Below are 17,457 nucleotides of genomic sequence, written 5' to 3'. Positions count from 1 at the left end.
TGTGGGCGATGCTCAACGTTGGCGTTGAGTAGGTGCCTCCTCGGCTTATGCATCCGTCTCCCCTATAATGCTGGATAAATCATCAGTATTCCTGGAGGCACCCATGCCCGTTTCCCTGCTGGGCCGCGCGGGCCCCGGCCAGCCATTGGCGATTCCCCTGTTCCTGGAGCGCGTGTCCGCGGGATTCCCATCGCCAGCTGCGGATTTCGTGGAGCAGGCTCTGGACCTCAACGAGCTGTGCATCCAGCGCCCGGCGGCCACCTTCTTTGTCCGGGTGGCGGGGGAATCCATGATTGAGGCCGGCATCCAGCCAGAGGATGTGCTGGTGGTGGATCGATCACTTAAGGCCCGGCACGGGGACATCGTGATCGCCAGCGTTCACGGCGAGATGACCGTCAAGGTGCTGGAGCTGCGGCCCCGTGTGCGTTTGGTGCCCCGTCATCCGGACTATGCCCCCATCGAGGTCAGCGAGGACTCGGATTTCGAGGTCTTTGGTGTGGTGACAGGGGTCGTGCGCCGGCTTGCGCGCCAACCGTGAGCCGGGTTGGCATGTTTGCTCTCGTGGACTGCAACCACTTCTATGCCGCCTGCGAGCAACTGTTTCGCCCGGATTTGCGCGGTCGTGCGGTGGTGGTCCTGAGCAACAACGATGGGTGCGTGGTGGCTCGCTCCCCGCAGGCCAAGGCCCTTGGTATTGCCATGGGCGTGCCGGCATTTCAGATCCGCTCGCTGCTCAGGCGACACCAGGTGGCGGTCTTCTCGTCCAACTATGCCCTGTATGCGGATCTGTCTGCGCGGGTCATGCAGACGCTGGAAGGGTTGGCACCGCAGGTGGAGGTCTATTCCATCGATGAGGCCTTCCTGGACCTGGATGGCCTGCAACACCGGGATCTGGAGGCCTTCGGACACGAGGTTCGGGAGACTGTCCAACAGTGGACCGGGATCCGCACCTGCGTGGGTATCGCGCCCACCAAGACCCTGAGCAAGCTGGCCAACGCCATGGCCAAGCGGGATCCAGGGACCGGGGGTGTAGTGGTACTGAGCGATATTCGTCAACAACTGGCCGTCTTCTCGATGCTGCCGGTGTCGAAGGTCTGGGGCGTTGGGCGGCGGCTGGAGGCCCGCTTGCAGGCCCTGGGTATCCACACGGTCGCACAGCTGGCCCAGAGCGATCCGGGGTGGATCCGGCAGCATTTTTCCGTGGTCCTGGAGCGCACGGTGCGGGAACTGCGCGGGGAGGCCTGTCTGGAATTCGCCCCTGATAGCGAAGCACGCCAGCAGATCCTTTGTTCTCGCTCCTTCGGCGAGCAGATCACCTGCAAGCATCGGATGCGCGAGGCTGTGAGCACCTATGTGGCCCGTGCTGCCGAGAAGCTGCGCCAGAACGACCGCCTGGCCCGTCAGGTGAGCGTGTTCATCCAGACCCCGCTGTATCGCGATGATCTGCCCCGGTACGCCCGCACCGCCACCGGAACCCTGGTCGAGCCCAGCCGGGATACCCGGGATCTGAACCGTCTGGCGCTGACCGTGCTGGACGAGCTTTGGCGAGACGGGTTTGCCTATGCCAAGGCCGGGGTGATGTTGAGCGACCTGTACGCCCCCGGTCAGTGGCAGACCGACCTGTTTGCTCAGCCACGCGACACCCAGCGCAGTGATGCACTGATGCAGGTGATGGATCAAATCAACGGGCAGGGCAGGGGGCGGGTATGGCTGGCCGGTCAGGGTATTCACCAGCCCTGGGTGATGAAGCGCGGACGACTCTCACCCGCTTACACCACGTGTTGGAGCGATCTGCTGCGCGTTTATTGACATCCAGGACGCGCAGCTCGATGTGCGAAAACAGCAACTTGGGCGGCTGCTCCGGGGCCTCTCGCCCGAGCAGGGGTCAGAAAGACGTTCTTTTTTTGTCAGCGTCTGCTTGTGGCGCTCTTAGCACCCTACTTCATCGGCATTGCGAGGGATCAACTGCATCCGTTGCGCGAGTCCAGCTGATTGACCTTTTGCAAATAGGTCTTCTTTCCATTCGTGATACCCTCCGCCGCGCCATAGGTGCCTGCCGGGATTTTCTCCTCCGGTGGGTTAAACGGGAAGACCGGTTCAATCGTCCGATGATGATCAAGCCGGCGCTGCCCCCGCAACGGTAGGTGGGTGGTTGCAGACCCTGATGAGCCACTGCGAAGTCCTCGTCCTCCAACGGCGGGTTTCGTGGGAAGGTGGACTGCGACCTTGAGGCATCGATGCCTCAGACCCACAAGCCCGGATACCGGCCTATGGCGTACCCGAGTACCGCGGGGCGCGGCAAGCCGGGGTGGGCGCCGAGTGCGCGACACCGTTATGTGGTTGTGTCCTGCCTGATACTGCCTGCCTTGCTGACTCCCCGCGGCCCATGGACCTTCCATGCGCGCACGGGGTCGTGCGCGCCCAGGAGTCAGCTTCAATGAGTGATCGAACCCTGATGACGGCGCTGATGAGCAGTGCCACGACCTTGTCCTTGCTTGTTGCCGGGTCTACAGCATCCGCCGAGGATTCTGCATATACCCTCCCGAAGATGACCGTGACGGCTGCCACCCGCACTGAGCGTAGGGTCGAACGCACGCCGGCCAGTACGCAGGTCATCTCCGGCGAGGCGGTCCGGCGCAGCGGGGCGACCATGCTTGACGAGGTGTTACGGGCCGAGTCGAGCCTCTTCACCGGCTCGGATGGCAACGCCTTTTCCATACGCGGCGGCGGCCGGGCCGACATCATCTACCTGATCGACGGTCGCCGTGTTGCCGGCACGTCCGGTCGGGGCGGGGAGTTGAACCGCCTGCCGGTCAGTCACATTGAGCGGATCGAGATCGTCAAAGGACCGGGCAGCGTGGTGTACGGTGCCGATGCCCTTGCCGGCGTGATCAATATCATTACCCGACGTCCCAAGTCCGGGTTTGAGGGGGGCGTGGGGGCCCAGGTTGGAGTACCCGCCCATGCTGAGGGTGGTCAGCGTCGCCACGGTGCGTTGTATCTGGGGGGCGGTACGCCGGATACCCGAGTGCGCCTGTTTGCTGACGTCATGGAACGGGATGCCTATCATGAGCGGGCCACGGGAAACGTGGATGCCCGGCCGTTCGTTGATGTGGCCCCCTACGACTTTGATCGGGATCACCGGGAACAGGCAGACGTCTATAACCTTCGGGCCGGGGTGAACCACTGGGTGACAGACAATCTGCAGGTTGAGATCGAAGGCGGATGGATGCAGGAGGAGCGGCAGACACGGTTCCTGCACGATACGCCTCCTGTCTCTACCGGACTCGCGGAAAGTGGTGAAACCGTCAAGGCCGGCAGTTTCCCCGCCCGCCGCAGCGAAGACAGTGGCCGCCGGGATCTGGCGGCGAGCGCCGATTGGCTCGTTACCGACGCCCTGGAATTTCGGTATCAGATCTACGAGAGCCGGTTCAACCTGGATCGCTCCAACGCCTTTCTGGATCCAACGGGCTTTGGATTTGTCTCCTCATCCGAGAGCGAATTCGGCCCACGGGAGGTCACGTTTAAAGACCGGGTCAATGACTTGCTTGCCACTTGGCGGCCCGGTGCAGACCATACTGTACTGGCCGGCTTTGAGCACAAAAAGCAGATCTATCAGGACCACGAACCCCGGGCAGAGCCCAGGTTCAGTCAGTGGGTCGGCGGTGTTTTCCTGCAGCATGAATGGCAGGTGAACGATCGCCTGGATCTGGTCTATGGCGCACGACGTGATGAGACTTCCGCCGAGACGAATAGTACCTCCCTGCAGGTGGGCGGCGTTTACCGCTTTGCCCCGCAGGCGCGGTTGCGTTTGCAGTATGCCGAGGGTTTCAAACTACCTGAATTGCGGTCGTTCCATGTGGATACGCGTAACCCGCGGGGGATCCGGGTGCTGGGTGCCTCCGTGGTGGATGCGGCCGCTGGCAAGGACCGCCATGAATTGGATCCAGAGCGCAGCCGCAACGTCGAGATGGGTTTGTCCGGGGACGTGCCACTGACCGGAGCCACGGCTGCAGGTTATGACATCGGGCTGTTCTACACCGAGTATGAGGATCGTATTGCGCAGGTCGGTGGATCCGGCGACTACCGCACCTTCAAGAACCTGGACAGTGCACGCGCCCAGGGAGTTGATCTTGATCTTGGAATCATCTTCCGTCCAGACCTGGAACTGCGGCTATCAGCCACTTATCTGGACGCCATTGATCGCGGTACCCGGGAAAGACTCACCGAGGCGCCGAAGTGGATCGCGTTGGCCAAGGCTGTCTGGACGCCATCCAAAGCCCTGAAGTTGCAGCTGCGAAGCCGGTATGTGGATGAGATCCATATGGGCCAAGATGCATGGGATGATGCTTATACCCTCACAGGCCTTGATGTGCAGTACGCACCGGACACCTGGGGTGGGGTGGTACTCCACGGCGGGATCGACAATCTCTTCAATCGGGATAATCGCTCCTCGTTGTATGCGGACCCGGGGCAGTTTGTCCGGGTGGGGGTGAGGTACGACTTCGAATGAGTGTGTCAATGGTGAGTGTTGACGACCACAAGAGCGTACTGGTTCGGTGTCAGAACGAGGCCAGCCATTGCAGCAGTTCCTCGGGGTAGGGCAGTAGCCAGATCAACATTCCCAGGAGCATGCAGGCAGCGATGGAACCCAGTGGAAAGTCGGGCTGCAGGATCTTGAAGGCAGAGCCGAAGGAGCGCTTGATGCGGGCGTTGTTGATGTCAACGCTGTAGAGTTCGTCCAACAACAGGTGGATCACGAATCCTAGAAAGATGGCAACGCCCTGCAGCCAGACCACCAGGACATCGGCCATCAGACACTGCAAGCCCACGTAAACCCATCCCAGGCTCCAGCATAGACCGACCACGAGGCTGTGGCACAGCCCCCGGTGTCGGCTGAGGCGCTGGAAAAGCATGGCCAGGGGATAACGCACCACAAACCAGGCCAGCAGGGCCAGAGCCAAGATCTCACAGCCGATTGGCTCGATCTGGGGAAGCCAGTCCACCCGGTGATTGTAGGAAGCGGGCAGGAGTGCAATCACCGCGGTGGCAGCCACCAACGAGAGCGCCCCAAACAGGGCCCGCTGGGGGCGTCCGCCATCCACGTCGATGTCGGGCAGAAGGGTGCCGGCCACCAGAAAGAGCATCAGTCCCAGGGACTCCCACCCATCAAGTCGACCTGTGGCCAGGGTGGCCCCGGCCAGTCCTGTCGCGAACATTCCTGCGACACTTACATGCGTTGCGAAATTGGCCATTGAGTATTTGTTGTTATTAAAAATCACATTCATTCAGAATGTTATCACTAAAGCTGAATGAATGGACAGAGGTGATCAGAGAGGAGCAAGGCTTAAGCCAATGGCCGCGTCGTTTCACCGATTCGAAGGTATTGGGCTCCTTTCTCCCCTTGAAGCCCTGCTAAACTCCTCGCCCATGGATATTTTTGCCTGGGTTCTTGCCGTTGTACTGGTTGTTTTGGGCGTTGTCGGCCTGGTGCTGCCCGCGATTCCCGGGCCGTTGGTGTTGTTTCTCGGGCTCTGGGCGGCGGCCTGGGCAGAGAGTTTCGTGCACGTGGGGCTGGGCAGCTTGCTGGTGCTGGCGGGCATGGCGGGTCTGGCCTCGCTGGCCGATTTCGTGGCGGGCGCCTTTGGGGCCCATCGTTACGGGGCCTCGGGGCGCTCCGTGATCGGAGCCACGATCGGCGCCGTGGTGGGTCTGTTCTTTGGGTTGATCGGCCTGCTCCTGGGGCCGTTCATCGGCGCGGTGCTGGGGGAGTTGTCTGCCCGTCGGGATCTGCTGGCGGCAGGCCGGGCCGGTTGGGGTGCCACCCTGGGGCTCATCCTGGGCACGGCTGCCAAGGTGGCATTGGGCCTTGCCATGGTGGCTCTTTTTCTGGCGGTGCGATTCTTCTGACTGACTGGCCTCTAGTTTGCGGAGGGCTTCAACCGACGGTGCCAGCACCTGAATTGTTGGGCACCCTGAGCGAGATTCCAGGTGAGCAGCCCATTGGAGGCGGCCAGCAGGAGCAGGGCTGGCACGAACAAACCCGACCAGAACAACGCCCCCACAGTGCCGGTCAGGGCCAGCCAGTGCAGGTACAGTTGCCAGCGGGTGAGCTTGAGGGGGATCACCTCGTGCATGTTGGGGATGGGCGCGCGCAGGTTGCCGGTGCTCAGGCGCTGGTTGTTCAGGTGCAGCCACACCAGAAAGGGGACGATCTTGTAGAGCATGCCGTTGATGATGGACATGGCAAAGCCGGCCAGGAACAGCCAGACAGGCAGGAGCATCAGCGGGCCACGCGGGGGCCAGCCGGGCAGCAGGTGAGCCAGGGCCCACAGAGCGATGGCCGCCAGCAGGGCGATGAGCCCGGTGCGCCAGAAATACACAGTGACATCGGCGTTACGGCGGCGTCGGCGGGACTGCAGCCACAGGGTGACCACGGCAAAGGCCGCCAGGGCGATGGCCAGGGCCATGCCCATCAGCAGGGTTAGCCACTCCGGGAGGTGCAGCCATGCTGGCAAGGTCAACAGGACCAGCAGACTGAACACCACCGGGGCATAGCCACGGGCGAAGAGGCGGGGATATTCCGGGGTCATCTGGAACATGGGCACCACCTGATAGGCCACGGCGGCGATCAGCAGGGCGATCCACCCGAACAAGGCCCAGATCAGGTGAATGTTCGTCAGGTAGCGGGGCAGGGGCCACCCCTGGCCCAGATGGCCGCTGGCGAGCCAGCCGCCAAGCACCATGGCCATCAGCAAGGAGATCACCGCCAGCCAGAGTCCGGTGAGGGTTGGCCCCCGGGCCCGGCTGCGCGCCAGGCTGATCAGGGCACCCAGAATGAAAAGTGCCACGGCGCCCAACACCAGCATGCCTCCCAGCATCACGGCCCAATGAGCCTGAGTTGCCAGGCCAATTCCCAGAAACGGTGTGCCCAGGGCCAGCAGTCCATGGGTGACACGGCTGGTGAGCAGATCTTTGGGTAGCGGGGATCCTGCCACCACCGGGAGCAGTTGCTGCATGGCACCGAACATCACCATGGCCAGATAACCCAGGACCAGAATATGGGTGGCACCGATCAGGCCGGGCATCCAGCGGGAGAGCAGGGTCTGAGGGCCCAGCCAGAGCATCAGCAGTGCGAACAGCACGGCGAACAGGGGCGCCGTGATCATGAACTGCAACGGTACCCAAAGAGGTGGGGTGCGATCCAAAGACAGACGGGAAAGATTCATGGAGTGCCGGGCTCCGGGCCGTCGGCCCGCCAGATAAGGATCTCAAAGGGGACATCCGGCGGGGTGATCACCCGGTGGGCAAAACCCATGTCCGCCAGCATCGGGTAGAGGGGAAAGGGTTCGCGCCGGTGCTTCATGTGCAGCACATCCCCCGGGGCCAGGTCGGGCAGCCTGTCCAGCACCTGCTGCAGGGGCTCTGGAGGGGGTAGACCGCGAACGTCCAGGATGTAGGTGGTGCCCATGGGGTCAAGCCGGTTCCAGGGTGCGCACCTGGTCCATGAGATGGTCGCGCCCCGCGCTCAGGTGCTTGTCGGCCATGGGGTAGAGGATCTGTTCCTCCTTGACGTTGTGGAGCTGGATGAGCGTCATGAGGGTTTCGATGTTGCCCAGGCAGGGATCCACCGCCCGCCGGGCCAGTGTGTCCTGCACGTCAGTGAGCAGAGCGCGCATCTGATCGTGTTCCCGGCGCATGACCTCGGTGGGGCCGCCGCTGCTGCCCGTGAAGGTATCGATGGCAGGAAACAGCAAGGTCTCCTCGCGCTGCAGGTGACGCTCCAGGTCGTGATGGAAGCGTGCGCAGGCGGTTTCGGCGGCGGGCCAGTCCTGGTCAGCGACCGCGCTTTCCAGGGCGGCAAGGCGATGGTCGCAGTCGCGGTGGTCGTGGGTGAAAAAGTCCTGGATGGTCTGCATGGCGATGCCCCGTGGATGTGTCAGCAGGATGGCGTATCGTTACGTTAGCCAACCGCTGAGGTATTTGAACTTGACCCGGATCAAGGCGGCTGGTGGGGATCAATCAAATAATACAATAAGAATCATTATTGATTGCATTTGATTTCAGTTCGGGTAGAATCCAACGTGACTTTGCGCTTCCCTCCGGGGTGGATTCACCCTCGGAACCTTTTCATTCATTGTCCGTTCAATGGAGTTTCACATGAAAAAACACCTCATGATGGCCACCCTGGCCTCCGGTATGTTCCTGTTTTCCTCTGCTGCGCTGGCCGAGCGGGTGGAGCATTATGAAGGGGAGTCCGTCGACAGCCTGGAACAGGCAGTGGAAAACTTCGTGGAACACAATCGCAAGCTGGAGGCCACCTTGGCCGAAGACGAACTGACTCTGGAAGATGTGGCGTATATCCACGAACTGACTTATACGCTGGAAAATGCCCTGGAACGCATGAATCAGGATCTGTCAGCGCTGGCCGTTACCCTGGAAGAAGTGCATTTGGCATCGGAAGTGAATGACGTGGACAAGATTCGAGAAGAAGGTCGCAAATATCTGGAGGTGGCAGACAAGATCGTTGACTGATCATTGATCCCGGTACTTGCCCCTCCATCTCCCGGGAGGGGTAAGTACCTGAATCCGTGACGAAATCTCGCCTTGAGCAGTCGCCGCGCCGGATTCTCACCGCCCATGCGGGGCTGGCACTGATTGGCGAGGCGATTGCGGCATCCCGCCTGGATCAGGCGGTGAAGTCGATGGGATCTTACCGGGGCGCCGACCATGGTCAGGCGCTCAGCACCTACCTGGGGTTGCTCACCCTGGGCAAAAGCGACTTTGAAGCCGCCGAGGGAGTCCGCAAGGATCCATTCTTTCTGTCCTGCATGGGCTTGAAGCGCGGCCTGTCGGCAGCGCGCTTGCGTCAACGGATGGATGCCTCGGCCATGGGCTATGCCCGCGCCCTGGATCGGGCCAACCTGACCTTCCTTCAGTAGGCGAAGGACCCAGTGACGCCGTTGTCCTGCGGCCACGTGGCGCTGGATCTGGACCTGTTGCCCAGGACAACTCGGGCACCCACAAGGAAGGCGTGGGCTACTGCGGGGCGGCGCTGTAGTGGTGCCAGGTCTGTTTCATGAAGGTGGGCATGCGGGCACCGTAGGCAGGGAGTTAAAGGGGAGGGTCAGATATCGTGGAGGATTGTCGCGAGTCTCTGACCCGGCAGCCCTTGACCTTGGTCAATCCTGCTGGGTAGCAAGGCGGGGCTCTCCTTCGGGCCAATAAACCGGGCGGGTCTTGTCACTCGTTGCGCCGCGACGGGAATAAGATGTCCGCCAGGGTGGGCGATGTGCGGGTCGCGCCCACGATCACCGTGCGTATCAGCGGCTGCTCCCGGCCGTTACAACCTGTACCTGGGCGCCGGCTTTGACGGCTCGCGGCTCAACCGACTGGCGCTGGATAACGCCAACGAGGCCGACATCCTGGAATACCTGGATGGGGCCTTAAGCCACGTCCTGCTCAGTTCCGCTCCAGTGCCAGGGCCACCCCCTGGCCACCACCAATGGGAAAAGGGGTCTGTCCCCTTTATTTCTCGGGGGCAGGGGGCATGTCGTTGGTGGAACGCACGCAATTCTTGCCTGCTCGTTTGGCCAGATAGACGCTGTCGTCCGCCAGTTTGATGAGGTCATCCGGGTCTTTCATGGCTGGGCTGCGCACGGCGACGCCAATGCTGGCGCTACCCTGCCAGGCATCATGGCCCGTGGGGACCCTCAGGGCGGCCACCGCATCCTTGATCTGCTCGGCGATGTGCATGGCGCCCTGATACGGGGTGGCCGGGCAGAGGACCAGAAACTCATCGCCGCCCAGCCGGCAGACGATGTCATCGTTGCGAAGCGCGTGCTGCAAGGTCCTGGCCAGTTCGATCAGTACCCGATCACCGGCCTCATGACCGTGGGTATCATTCACTTCCTTGAAGTGATCCGCGTCGATCATCATGCAGGCCAGGGGTTTCCCCAATCGGTCGGACTCTTCCCACAGGGCCTCCAGGTGCTGCATGGCGTGGCGCCGGTTGGGCAGGCCGGTGAGCACATCCGTGCGCGACAGCACTTCCAGCTGGCGATTGGCCTCCGAGAGTTCAAGGGTGCGGGCGGCCACCCGGGCCTCGAGGGACTGATTGAGGTGATCCAGTTGTCGGTTGCGTTCCGATACCTGGGCAAACAGGTGGCTTACGGCTGTCAGCAACGGTTCGACGTATTCATGGCTGGTCTTTTCAACGTCGGCATAGGCCGCTTCAGGGGCGGCGCCCTCGCGTATGGCCTCGATCTGCCGGGCCATGTGCTGATCCTGGCCCAGAATGTGGAAGGCCAACCAGTGGACCAGATAGTCAAGAAGATGTTTGCCAGCCAGGGGGTTGTCTTGAATGAGGGACTCATGCAGCCGGGTGACTTCCTCGAGAAAGTCGCGGTGCATCTGGATATGGGCATCCACATGGCGAGTATCAAGGTTCATGGTCACCATCAGCCCTTCCTCTTCCCTGAAATGGTAGTCGGCGTAATCTACCAACTGTCCGTAGAGTGTTTCCAGGTCCTCACGATGAATCTTGTTGGTTCCCAGCAAGTTACCCAGGCGGTTGATGAGTTCGACCAGGTGTTGATGCTGCTCATCGACGGCCGACAGGCCGGTAACAAAGTTGGCGTTCCACTGGAATGCGCGCATGGGAAGGGGCCCCCTTTAATGGAACCGGAGCGCTGCTGGAAAGACGCGCTGGAGGAAGATCAACCGAATACCATCTTGCATGATACATTCTCCAGCGCATGATCTGTATCGGCGATGCAACTCACCGGCGAATCAGGTCGATGACACAGGGGGCGCTGAGGAATGGAAGGTGCGCGCAAAGGCCGTTCGATGCAGGACGCCTACGCGAATGACAAAGGTCTGGAGGGGGATTGTTCGAGCTCATGGCTGAGCGCGACGGTACGGTGCGGGACGATCCCGTGGGGGCAGGGTGGTCAGATATTGCGAGGGGGGGGCTGTTCGGCCGGTAAGCCGAGCAGACACCGGGCGGGATGCGAATTGCACTGCCATCCCGCCCGGAGGCATGGGCGTCAGACGCTTAGGCCAGGTTTGCCTTGTCCGTCTGACCCTGTACTGCGACCTGCTCGGTCGTGTCGACCAGGGAGGCCGTGTGCATCCAGTTGAAGCGTTCGGTGCTCAGCAGGATGAAGTGGATCAGCAGAGCCAGCACGGCCAGGAATGCAAACAGGGCAACCAGCGCTCTGCGCGGATCGAACAGCAGCCAAGTACGCCACATATTGAAATCTCCTATATCGGAAAGAAACTGCTTTTAATGCTTCGCTAAAGGGACCGCTTGAGACTTGATTCGCCGTTCAGGCGAGAAGTCTTACCAAGCCACACCCCAGGGACGCCACATCCAGGCCAGAACGTGGGCTACAGCGGCAACGCCCAGAAAGCCCATCATGCTGGACATGAAGACCCCATGAAACTCCATGGCTTCTTCTTCGTTGAGCCCCGAGAGCGAACCTTTTGTTTCACCAACCATTTCAATACCCTCCAAGTGAGTCTTATTGGCAAATACCGCGGTGGCTCAACGCCATCACGTACGTCGATGTAGACACTACAACAGGATAAGTTCCAGGATCATGATCCAGCACAGGAAAAAAACCGAAATTTGGTTGAAGTCAGCTTCGTGAGGCCCTGGCGCGCAGGGGGCGTCAAGCCCACGAAGCCCGTGGTGTGAAGGTAACAGATCAGGGGGGCGGTATCCGGGGTCACGATGACGCCTTTCGGAGTGGACTCCGCGAAGACACAAAAAAAGCGGCCCGGTTGAACCGTAAGCCGCTAATTTTGTTGACACTTATTGGTGGGCGGTAGTGGGATCGAACCACTGACCCCTGCCGTGTGAAGGCAGTGCTCTACCGCTGAGCTAACCGCCCGATACGAAAGAAGCGCAGATTATAGGGAGGGCGGTGAGGGTCGTCAATACCTGTTTGTCAGGTCGGTGTCTCCAGGCCTGGCGAGGTGTCACGGCCGGTCGTCAGAGGGGGGACTCTGAGCACGTGCGGCGCCTCCTGAAGGGTGAAATCCAGGAAGGCCTGCCCTACTTGCGAGAAGCGTTTGCCCCGTGGATACACCACATACCAATGCCGACGGATGGGGAAGCCTTCCACATCCAGTACCACCAGTCGGTTCAACAATAACTCCATCTCCAGGGTGTGCATGGACAGTACGCCCAGGCCCATGCCCGCTTCTACCGCCTGCTTGATGGCCTCACTGCTATGCATCTGCTGTGCTGCGCGCAGTGCCACGCCGTGCTCGGCAAAGAAGCGTTCGGCGGCGCCCCGTGTTCCCGAGCCCTTCTCTCGCATCACGAAGCACTCCCCGGAGAGCTGGCTCAACGGGATGTTCCTTTCGCCGGCCAGTGGGTGATCCGGTGGGGCGATGATGACCAGGGGGTTGTCCATGAAAGGGTGGGCAATGGGCTCGGATGTGGGGGGCTGCCCCATGATGGCCAGGTCCATGGCGTTGATGGCCAGCAGGTTCAGTAGTTCTTCACGGTTGGTCACCTCCAGGGTGACCGAGACGCCCTGATGACGTTTGCAGAATGCAGCGATGAGGCGGGGCACGAAGTAGTTGGCGGTGCTGGCGGCGGCGATGGTCAGATGGCCGCGACGCAGGCCTTTCATCTCGTCCAGGACCATCTCCACTTCTGCCAGTTGCGCGGCGATGGCGCAGCTGTAGTGGTAGAGCTCGCGCCCTGCGTCGGTGAGATGGATGCGTTTGCCGATCTGCTCGAACAACGGCAGGCCCACATGCTCCTCAAGCTGCTTGATCTGCATGGAGACGGCAGGCTGCGTGAGATGGAGTTCCTCCGACGCGCGGGTATAGCTCAGATGTCGGGCAACGGCCTCGAAGGCCTTGAGCTGGCGGAAGGTGAAGTTCATCAATTCGCGTCAGAGGGGACTCGCCTCACCCCCTTCATACTCCACCGCGGTGCTTTCAAGCATGGCATCTTCTGCCTCCTTGTTCATCACGATGATGCTGATGCGCCGGTTGATGGGGTCGGCGGGGTCATCCTTGTTGAACAGGACCGTGGAGGCCAGGCCCGTCACGCGGCCCACCTTGTCACTTTCCATGCCGCCGGTCACCAGCGCTCGGCGGGCTGCGTTGGCCCGGTCTGCGGACAACTCCCAGTTAGTGTAGTTGGTCCTGGGGAAAGGGCGGGCGTCGGTATGTCCGGTGATGGTGACCCGATTGGGCACTTCGTTGATGATGGAGCCCAGTTCAGCAAGGATTGCCTGGGAGTAATCGCGCAGGCTATCGCTGCCAAGGTCAAACATGGGCCGGTTTTCGCGATCAACGATCTGTATCCGTAGCCCTTCGGGGGTGATGTCCAGCAACAACTGGTCCTTGAAGGGTTCCAGAGCCTGGCTCTTGTCCAATGCCTCTTCCAGTACCTCCATCAACGACTCAAGGCGCGCCTCATCCTGCTCCCGTGCCGTCTCTTCGGCACGATCCATGTCAATGGCCCCTTCAAAATCGATAATGGATGGCGAGGCACCGTCCCCCTCGGTGGGGTAGGGGGGTGTGGGGCTGATGCCCATGGCGGCCGATGGATTCTGAAAATACTCCGAAATGGCGGCCTTTTGCCGATCGTCGGTCATGCCCAGGATCCATAGCAACAGGAAAAACGCCATCATGGCGATGGCGAAGTCCGCGAAGGCGATTTTCCATGCGCCACCGTGGTGGCCGGTCTTCTTGACCACCCGCTTGATGACAATGGGTTGCTTTTTGTCTTCGGCCGCCATGTAGCCTTACTCCTTGGCGCCGCGGAGATGGGATTCCAGTTCCGCGAAGCTCGGGCGCAGGTCGGAGGCCATGGCCTTGCGCCCAAATTCCACCGCCACCTGCGGGCTATAGCCCTGCACGTTGGCCAGGATGCAGGCCTTGAGGCAGGCCAGGAACTTGGCCTCTTCCTCAGCCCGCCGCTCAAGGGCGGAGCTCATGGGGCCAACAAAGCCATAGGCAAGCAGGATACCGGTGAAGGTGCCAACCAGGGCGGCGGCAACGAGTGCGCCAATCTTGTCGATGGGGCCATCCAGGGCGCTCATGGTGTTCACGATCCCGAGTACTGCCGCAACGATACCAAAGGCCGGGAGGCCGTCGGCGACCCGGGCCACCGCATGGGAGGGTTCGGCCGCCTCCTCATGGTGGGTTTCCAGGTCGATATCCATGAGGTTGTCCAGTTCGAATGGATTCATGGCCCCGCTGACCACCAGGCGCATGTAATCGCAGATGAATTCCACCGCGTGGTGGTTCTTGGCAATGCGAGGGTATTTTTCAAACAGCGGGCTGCTTTCCGGCTCCTCGATGTCCGCCTCGATCGACATCAAGCCTTCCTTGCGGGCCTTGGAAAACATCTCGTACATGAGGCCGAGTAGTTGAAGATAATCGTCTTTCTTGTAGGTGGCCCCGCCCAGGAGTCTGGGGATGGACTTGAACACCTGGATGATCGTCTTCATGGGATTGGCGATGACAAAGGCGCCCAGCGCCGCCCCACAGATGATGATGAATTCGTAGGGCTGCCAGATGAGGATCAGCTGCCCACCGTGCAGGGACCAGCCACCTAGCACGGCGACGATCACGATGATTGAACCAATGATCAGATTCACGAGCCGCTATCCTCCGGGGTGGCGCGATGACTAGGGGGCTGGCTTGCCGACAAAAAACCACGCGATAATAGCGCAATCGAGACGCCCATCACACTCAACTGGGCTAAGGAGCCACATTAATGGACAAGCAATCGCTGGCGGACTGGGTGCACCACCTGGGTGACCGGGACCTGCCGCTGCTCCAGGGAACCCCCGTTCTCTTGTCCGTTGTGGAGGCCAACTCCCGGATGAGCATGCGAGCCGTGGGGCGTCTGGTGCAGCGGGATCCCGGGCTCGCCCTCAAGTTGATTCGGGTGGCCAATGGTGTGCCCCATCGTCATTTTCGTACCGAGGTGGTGTCCTTGGATGAAGCGGTGATGATGATCGGCACTGATGGGTTGAAACGGGTCATCCGCGAGACGGACAAGCTCCCGGATCTCCTCTCCGCGCAGGCCCAGTCGCATTACCGTTATCTGGCGGGGCGGGTAGCCTATGCGGCGATCCTTGCGGAGACCTGGGCAGAAAATCGCCACGATATGATCCCCTCTGAAGTGGGCCTGGCAGCGTTGCTGTACGACCTTGGGGAGTTGATCTGGACAATCCATGACGAGCGCCGCATGTCACGTTATATGGAATTGGTCCTGGACGGCCAGGTGCTGCCTCATGAAGCCGAGTATGTGGCCCTGGATGTCAGTCTGGAAACGGTGGGTCACGCCCTGGCAGAGCGTTGGCAGCTGCCGGCCATGGTGCGCGAATGCATGTGCCCTGCCAACGCGCGTCATGCCCGTGCCATGGGGGTGATGCTGGCCTCCAACCTGGCGCGGGATGCCATGGCCGCCTGGGACCATCCGGGGGTGGGGGGCAACCTGGAGCAGGCAGCCCGCTATCTGGATTGCAGCTCCGGGGAGCTGGCCGACTACATCAACGGCGCCACTGAGCATTTCAATACCCATGTGGATCTCTATGGCCTGGATCCCGTTCCCTTGCTGGACGAGGACAGGGTGAAGGCCTATCGCGAAGAGGGTGCCAGGCCGCCCGAGCCGGTATTTTGCCTCATGCCCCGCTCGGATCGGTTCGAGCAGGCACGCCGCCAACTGGCCTCCCATTCACTGCAGGACAGTGATCAGGTGCTGGATGTGCTGCTGAAGGGGTTGCACGAGGGCCTGGGGCTCAACCGGGCGGTATTTGCACGACTCAGCGACATTGGCGACACCTTGTCGGCTGAGCGCATGGAAGGTACGGATCACGAGCCAGCTTTCAATCGGTTCGAACTCAACCTGGCTGGGGGACACCTGATTGCGGTGATGATGAAGCGACCTTCGGCCTTCTGGTTGAACCCCTCCAATTGTGATGAGGTCTGGCCACGGGTGCCGCATTCCATGCGCACCCTGATCGGCGTGCGTGAGTTCTTCGCCCATTCAGTATTTGTGGGGGATCAGCCCTACGGTCTGATCTATGCCGACCGCCGTTCCGAAGCCTGTGCGCTGGATCGGCGGGCGCTGAAGGGATTCAAGGCGCTGGTCGAGTTGGCCAGTGCTCACCTGGAGTCGTTGCGACGGACAGGCCAGGGTTTCTGACGCTTCGGTGACCCGGGTGTCTACCGCCCGTAACGGCGTTCGATGTATTGTTCCACCAGCACCTGAAACTCCTCGGCGATGCGTTCGCCTTTAAGGGTGATCGTCTTTTCGCCGTCCTCGTAGACTGGTGCAATGGGGGTCTCCCCGGTCCCCGGCAGGCTGATGCCAATATTGGCGTGCTTGCTCTCACCGGGGCCATTCACCACGCAGCCCATCACCGCCACAGTCATCTCCTCCACGCCGGGATACTGTCGACTCCAATCGGGCATCTTGTGGCGGATGTAGTTCTGGATGTCCTGTGCCAGATGCTGGAAGTAATCGCTGGAGGTGCGGCCGCAACCGGGGCAGGCCACCACGGCTGGCAGGAATCGGCGCAGCTCCAGACTCTGCAGGATTTCCTGGGCCACAATGACTTCCTTGGTGCGTTCCGCGCCTGGCTCCGGTGTAAGCGAGACGCGGATGGTATCGCCGATGCCCTGCTGCAGCAGCACTGCCAGGCCGGCGGTGGAGGCGACAATCCCCTTCACGCCCATGCCGGCCTCGGTGAGGCCCAGGTGCAGGGGATAGTCGCAGCGCGATGCCAGATCCTTGTAGACACGGATCAGAGGTTGTACGCCGCTGACCTTGCAGGAGAGGATGATGTGGTCCCGGGGCAGGCCGATCTCCTCGGCCCGCGCCGCGCTGCCCAGCGCCGACTGGATCAAGGCCTCGCGATTGACGTCATGCATGCCCAGGGGCTGGGGTTGACGGGCGTTTTCGTCCATCATGCGGGCCAGCAGGTCCTGATCCAGGCTGCCCCAGTTCACACCGATGCGCACCGGCTTGTCATATTGGCAGGCCATTTCGATCATCTGCGCATACTGGGTATCGCGCTTGGCCCCGCGGCCCACGTTGCCCGGGTTGATGCGCAGCTTGGCCAGGGCCTCGGCGCAGGCGGGATACTTGCTCAGCAACTTGTGCCCATTGAAGTGAAAATCCCCCACCAGGGGGGTGTTCACCCCCAGGGCATCCAGGCGCTCGCGGATCCGGGGGACGGCATCGGCGGCCTCGTCGGTATTCACGGTAATGCGCACCAGTTCGGAGCCGGCCCGTGCCAGGTCGGCCACTTGCCGGGCGGTGGCGTCAACATCGGCGGTGTCGGTGTTGGTCATGGACTGAATGACCACTGGGGCGTCGCCGCCCACCGTGACATGGCCCACACGCACCGGAACGGTGGTGTGCCGACGGTACTCAGGATTGTTCGTCATCATGGCGTACGGTACTGGCAG

At 61.4% G+C, this 17,457-nt stretch carries 18 protein-coding genes, 1 tRNA gene and 1 riboswitch; of the genes, 7 read left to right on the top strand and 12 right to left on the bottom strand.

Annotated elements, in window-relative coordinates:
- Nucleotides 1-103 precede the first annotated feature (103 nt).
- The 3 genes from umuD (at nt 104) to LPW29_RS04050 (ending at nt 4,513) form a co-directional block, all read left to right on the top strand.
- Nucleotides 104-538, top strand: a complete 435-nt coding sequence (gene umuD / locus LPW29_RS04060; RefSeq protein ID WP_238626972.1) for a translesion error-prone DNA polymerase V autoproteolytic subunit — start codon at nt 104-106, stop codon at nt 536-538.
- Between the two features lie 11 nt (nt 539-549).
- Nucleotides 550-1,809 (top strand): translesion error-prone DNA polymerase V subunit UmuC, encoded by a 1,260-nt coding sequence (gene umuC / locus LPW29_RS04055; RefSeq protein WP_238626971.1) that lies wholly within the window; start codon nt 550-552, stop codon nt 1,807-1,809.
- A 221-nt stretch (nt 1,810-2,030) separates the two neighbouring features.
- Nucleotides 2,031-2,286, top strand: a riboswitch (cobalamin riboswitch).
- 151 nt (nt 2,287-2,437) lie between these two features.
- Nucleotides 2,438-4,513, top strand: a complete 2,076-nt coding sequence (locus LPW29_RS04050) for a TonB-dependent receptor plug domain-containing protein (RefSeq protein ID WP_238626970.1) — start codon at nt 2,438-2,440, stop codon at nt 4,511-4,513.
- A 49-nt stretch (nt 4,514-4,562) separates the two neighbouring features.
- Here the strand turns inward: LPW29_RS04050 and LPW29_RS04045 are convergent, their stop codons facing one another.
- Nucleotides 4,563-5,219, bottom strand: a complete 657-nt coding sequence (locus LPW29_RS04045) for a metal-dependent hydrolase (protein ID WP_177169907.1) — start codon at nt 5,217-5,219, stop codon at nt 4,563-4,565.
- Between the two features lie 211 nt (nt 5,220-5,430).
- Between LPW29_RS04045 and LPW29_RS04040 the strand changes: the two genes are divergently transcribed.
- On the top strand, nt 5,431-5,910 hold the full coding sequence (locus tag LPW29_RS04040) for a DUF456 domain-containing protein (protein ID WP_238626969.1): 480 nt from the start codon (nt 5,431-5,433) through the stop codon (nt 5,908-5,910).
- An 11-nt stretch (nt 5,911-5,921) separates the two neighbouring features.
- Here the strand turns inward: LPW29_RS04040 and LPW29_RS04035 are convergent, their stop codons facing one another.
- The 3 genes from LPW29_RS04035 to LPW29_RS04025 are packed head-to-tail and all read right to left on the bottom strand — an operon-like array spanning nt 5,922 to nt 7,919.
- On the bottom strand, nt 5,922-7,229 hold the full coding sequence (locus LPW29_RS04035) for a hypothetical protein (RefSeq protein WP_238626968.1): 1,308 nt from the start codon (nt 7,227-7,229) through the stop codon (nt 5,922-5,924).
- A complete protein-coding gene (locus tag LPW29_RS04030; RefSeq protein ID WP_238626967.1) occupies nt 7,226-7,471 on the bottom strand; it encodes a DUF2249 domain-containing protein in 246 nt (81 codons plus the stop codon). The genes LPW29_RS04035 and LPW29_RS04030 overlap by 4 nt, the downstream gene beginning before the upstream one ends.
- Before the next feature lie 4 nt (nt 7,472-7,475).
- Nucleotides 7,476-7,919, bottom strand: a complete 444-nt coding sequence (locus LPW29_RS04025) for a hemerythrin domain-containing protein (protein WP_238626966.1) — start codon at nt 7,917-7,919, stop codon at nt 7,476-7,478.
- Nucleotides 7,920-8,160: 241 nt separating this feature from the next.
- On the opposite strand from LPW29_RS04025, the gene LPW29_RS04020 reads away from it, so the two are divergent.
- Both LPW29_RS04020 and LPW29_RS04015 read left to right on the top strand, forming a co-directional pair.
- Nucleotides 8,161-8,535: a DUF6746 family protein gene (locus LPW29_RS04020; RefSeq protein ID WP_238626965.1), complete on the top strand. Its 375-nt coding sequence runs from the start codon at nt 8,161-8,163 to the stop codon at nt 8,533-8,535.
- Nucleotides 8,536-8,591: 56 nt separating this feature from the next.
- Nucleotides 8,592-8,942, top strand: coding sequence for a hypothetical protein (locus tag LPW29_RS04015; protein ID WP_238626964.1), 351 nt, complete (start codon nt 8,592-8,594; stop codon nt 8,940-8,942).
- 586 nt (nt 8,943-9,528) lie between these two features.
- Here the strand turns inward: LPW29_RS04015 and LPW29_RS04010 are convergent.
- The 7 genes from LPW29_RS04010 to motA all read right to left on the bottom strand — a co-directional run bounded on the left by LPW29_RS04010 (nt 9,529) and on the right by motA (nt 14,633).
- Entirely contained in the window at nt 9,529-10,659 is a 1,131-nt protein-coding gene (locus tag LPW29_RS04010) for a GGDEF domain-containing protein (RefSeq protein ID WP_238626963.1), read from the bottom strand.
- Between the two features lie 397 nt (nt 10,660-11,056).
- On the bottom strand, nt 11,057-11,254 hold the full coding sequence (gene pufA, locus LPW29_RS04005) for a light-harvesting antenna LH1, alpha subunit (protein ID WP_090252597.1): 198 nt from the start codon (nt 11,252-11,254) through the stop codon (nt 11,057-11,059).
- A 90-nt stretch (nt 11,255-11,344) separates the two neighbouring features.
- Nucleotides 11,345-11,503: a light-harvesting antenna LH1, beta subunit gene (gene pufB / locus LPW29_RS04000; RefSeq protein WP_090252600.1), complete on the bottom strand. Its 159-nt coding sequence runs from the start codon at nt 11,501-11,503 to the stop codon at nt 11,345-11,347.
- Nucleotides 11,504-11,822: 319 nt separating this feature from the next.
- Nucleotides 11,823-11,897, bottom strand: a tRNA-Val gene (locus LPW29_RS03995).
- A gap of 57 nt (nt 11,898-11,954) precedes the next feature.
- A complete protein-coding gene (locus LPW29_RS03990; RefSeq protein ID WP_238626962.1) occupies nt 11,955-12,905 on the bottom strand; it encodes a LysR family transcriptional regulator in 951 nt (316 codons plus the stop codon).
- Nucleotides 12,906-12,914: 9 nt separating this feature from the next.
- Nucleotides 12,915-13,769 (bottom strand): flagellar motor protein MotB, encoded by an 855-nt coding sequence (motB, locus tag LPW29_RS03985; RefSeq protein WP_238626961.1) that lies wholly within the window; start codon nt 13,767-13,769, stop codon nt 12,915-12,917.
- Nucleotides 13,770-13,775: 6 nt separating this feature from the next.
- Entirely contained in the window at nt 13,776-14,633 is an 858-nt protein-coding gene (gene motA, locus LPW29_RS03980; protein ID WP_090252609.1) for a flagellar motor stator protein MotA, read from the bottom strand.
- Nucleotides 14,634-14,752: 119 nt separating this feature from the next.
- Between motA and LPW29_RS03975 the strand changes: the two genes are divergently transcribed.
- On the top strand, nt 14,753-16,189 hold the full coding sequence (locus LPW29_RS03975) for an HDOD domain-containing protein (protein WP_238626960.1): 1,437 nt from the start codon (nt 14,753-14,755) through the stop codon (nt 16,187-16,189).
- Nucleotides 16,190-16,209: 20 nt separating this feature from the next.
- On the opposite strand, the gene ispG is transcribed toward LPW29_RS03975, so the two are convergent.
- Nucleotides 16,210-17,439 (bottom strand): flavodoxin-dependent (E)-4-hydroxy-3-methylbut-2-enyl-diphosphate synthase, encoded by a 1,230-nt coding sequence (gene ispG, locus LPW29_RS03970; RefSeq protein WP_238626959.1) that lies wholly within the window; start codon nt 17,437-17,439, stop codon nt 16,210-16,212.
- Between the last annotated feature and the right edge of the window lie 18 nt (nt 17,440-17,457).

Origin of the sequence: Ectothiorhodospira sp. 9100 (assembly GCF_022227565.1) — a bacterium.
In the GTDB taxonomy this organism is placed as follows: Bacteria; Pseudomonadota; Gammaproteobacteria; order Ectothiorhodospirales; family Ectothiorhodospiraceae; genus Ectothiorhodospira; species Ectothiorhodospira marina.
The sequence above is the reverse complement of the archived record's forward strand: the minus strand, read 5'-3'. Positions and strand labels throughout refer to the sequence as shown.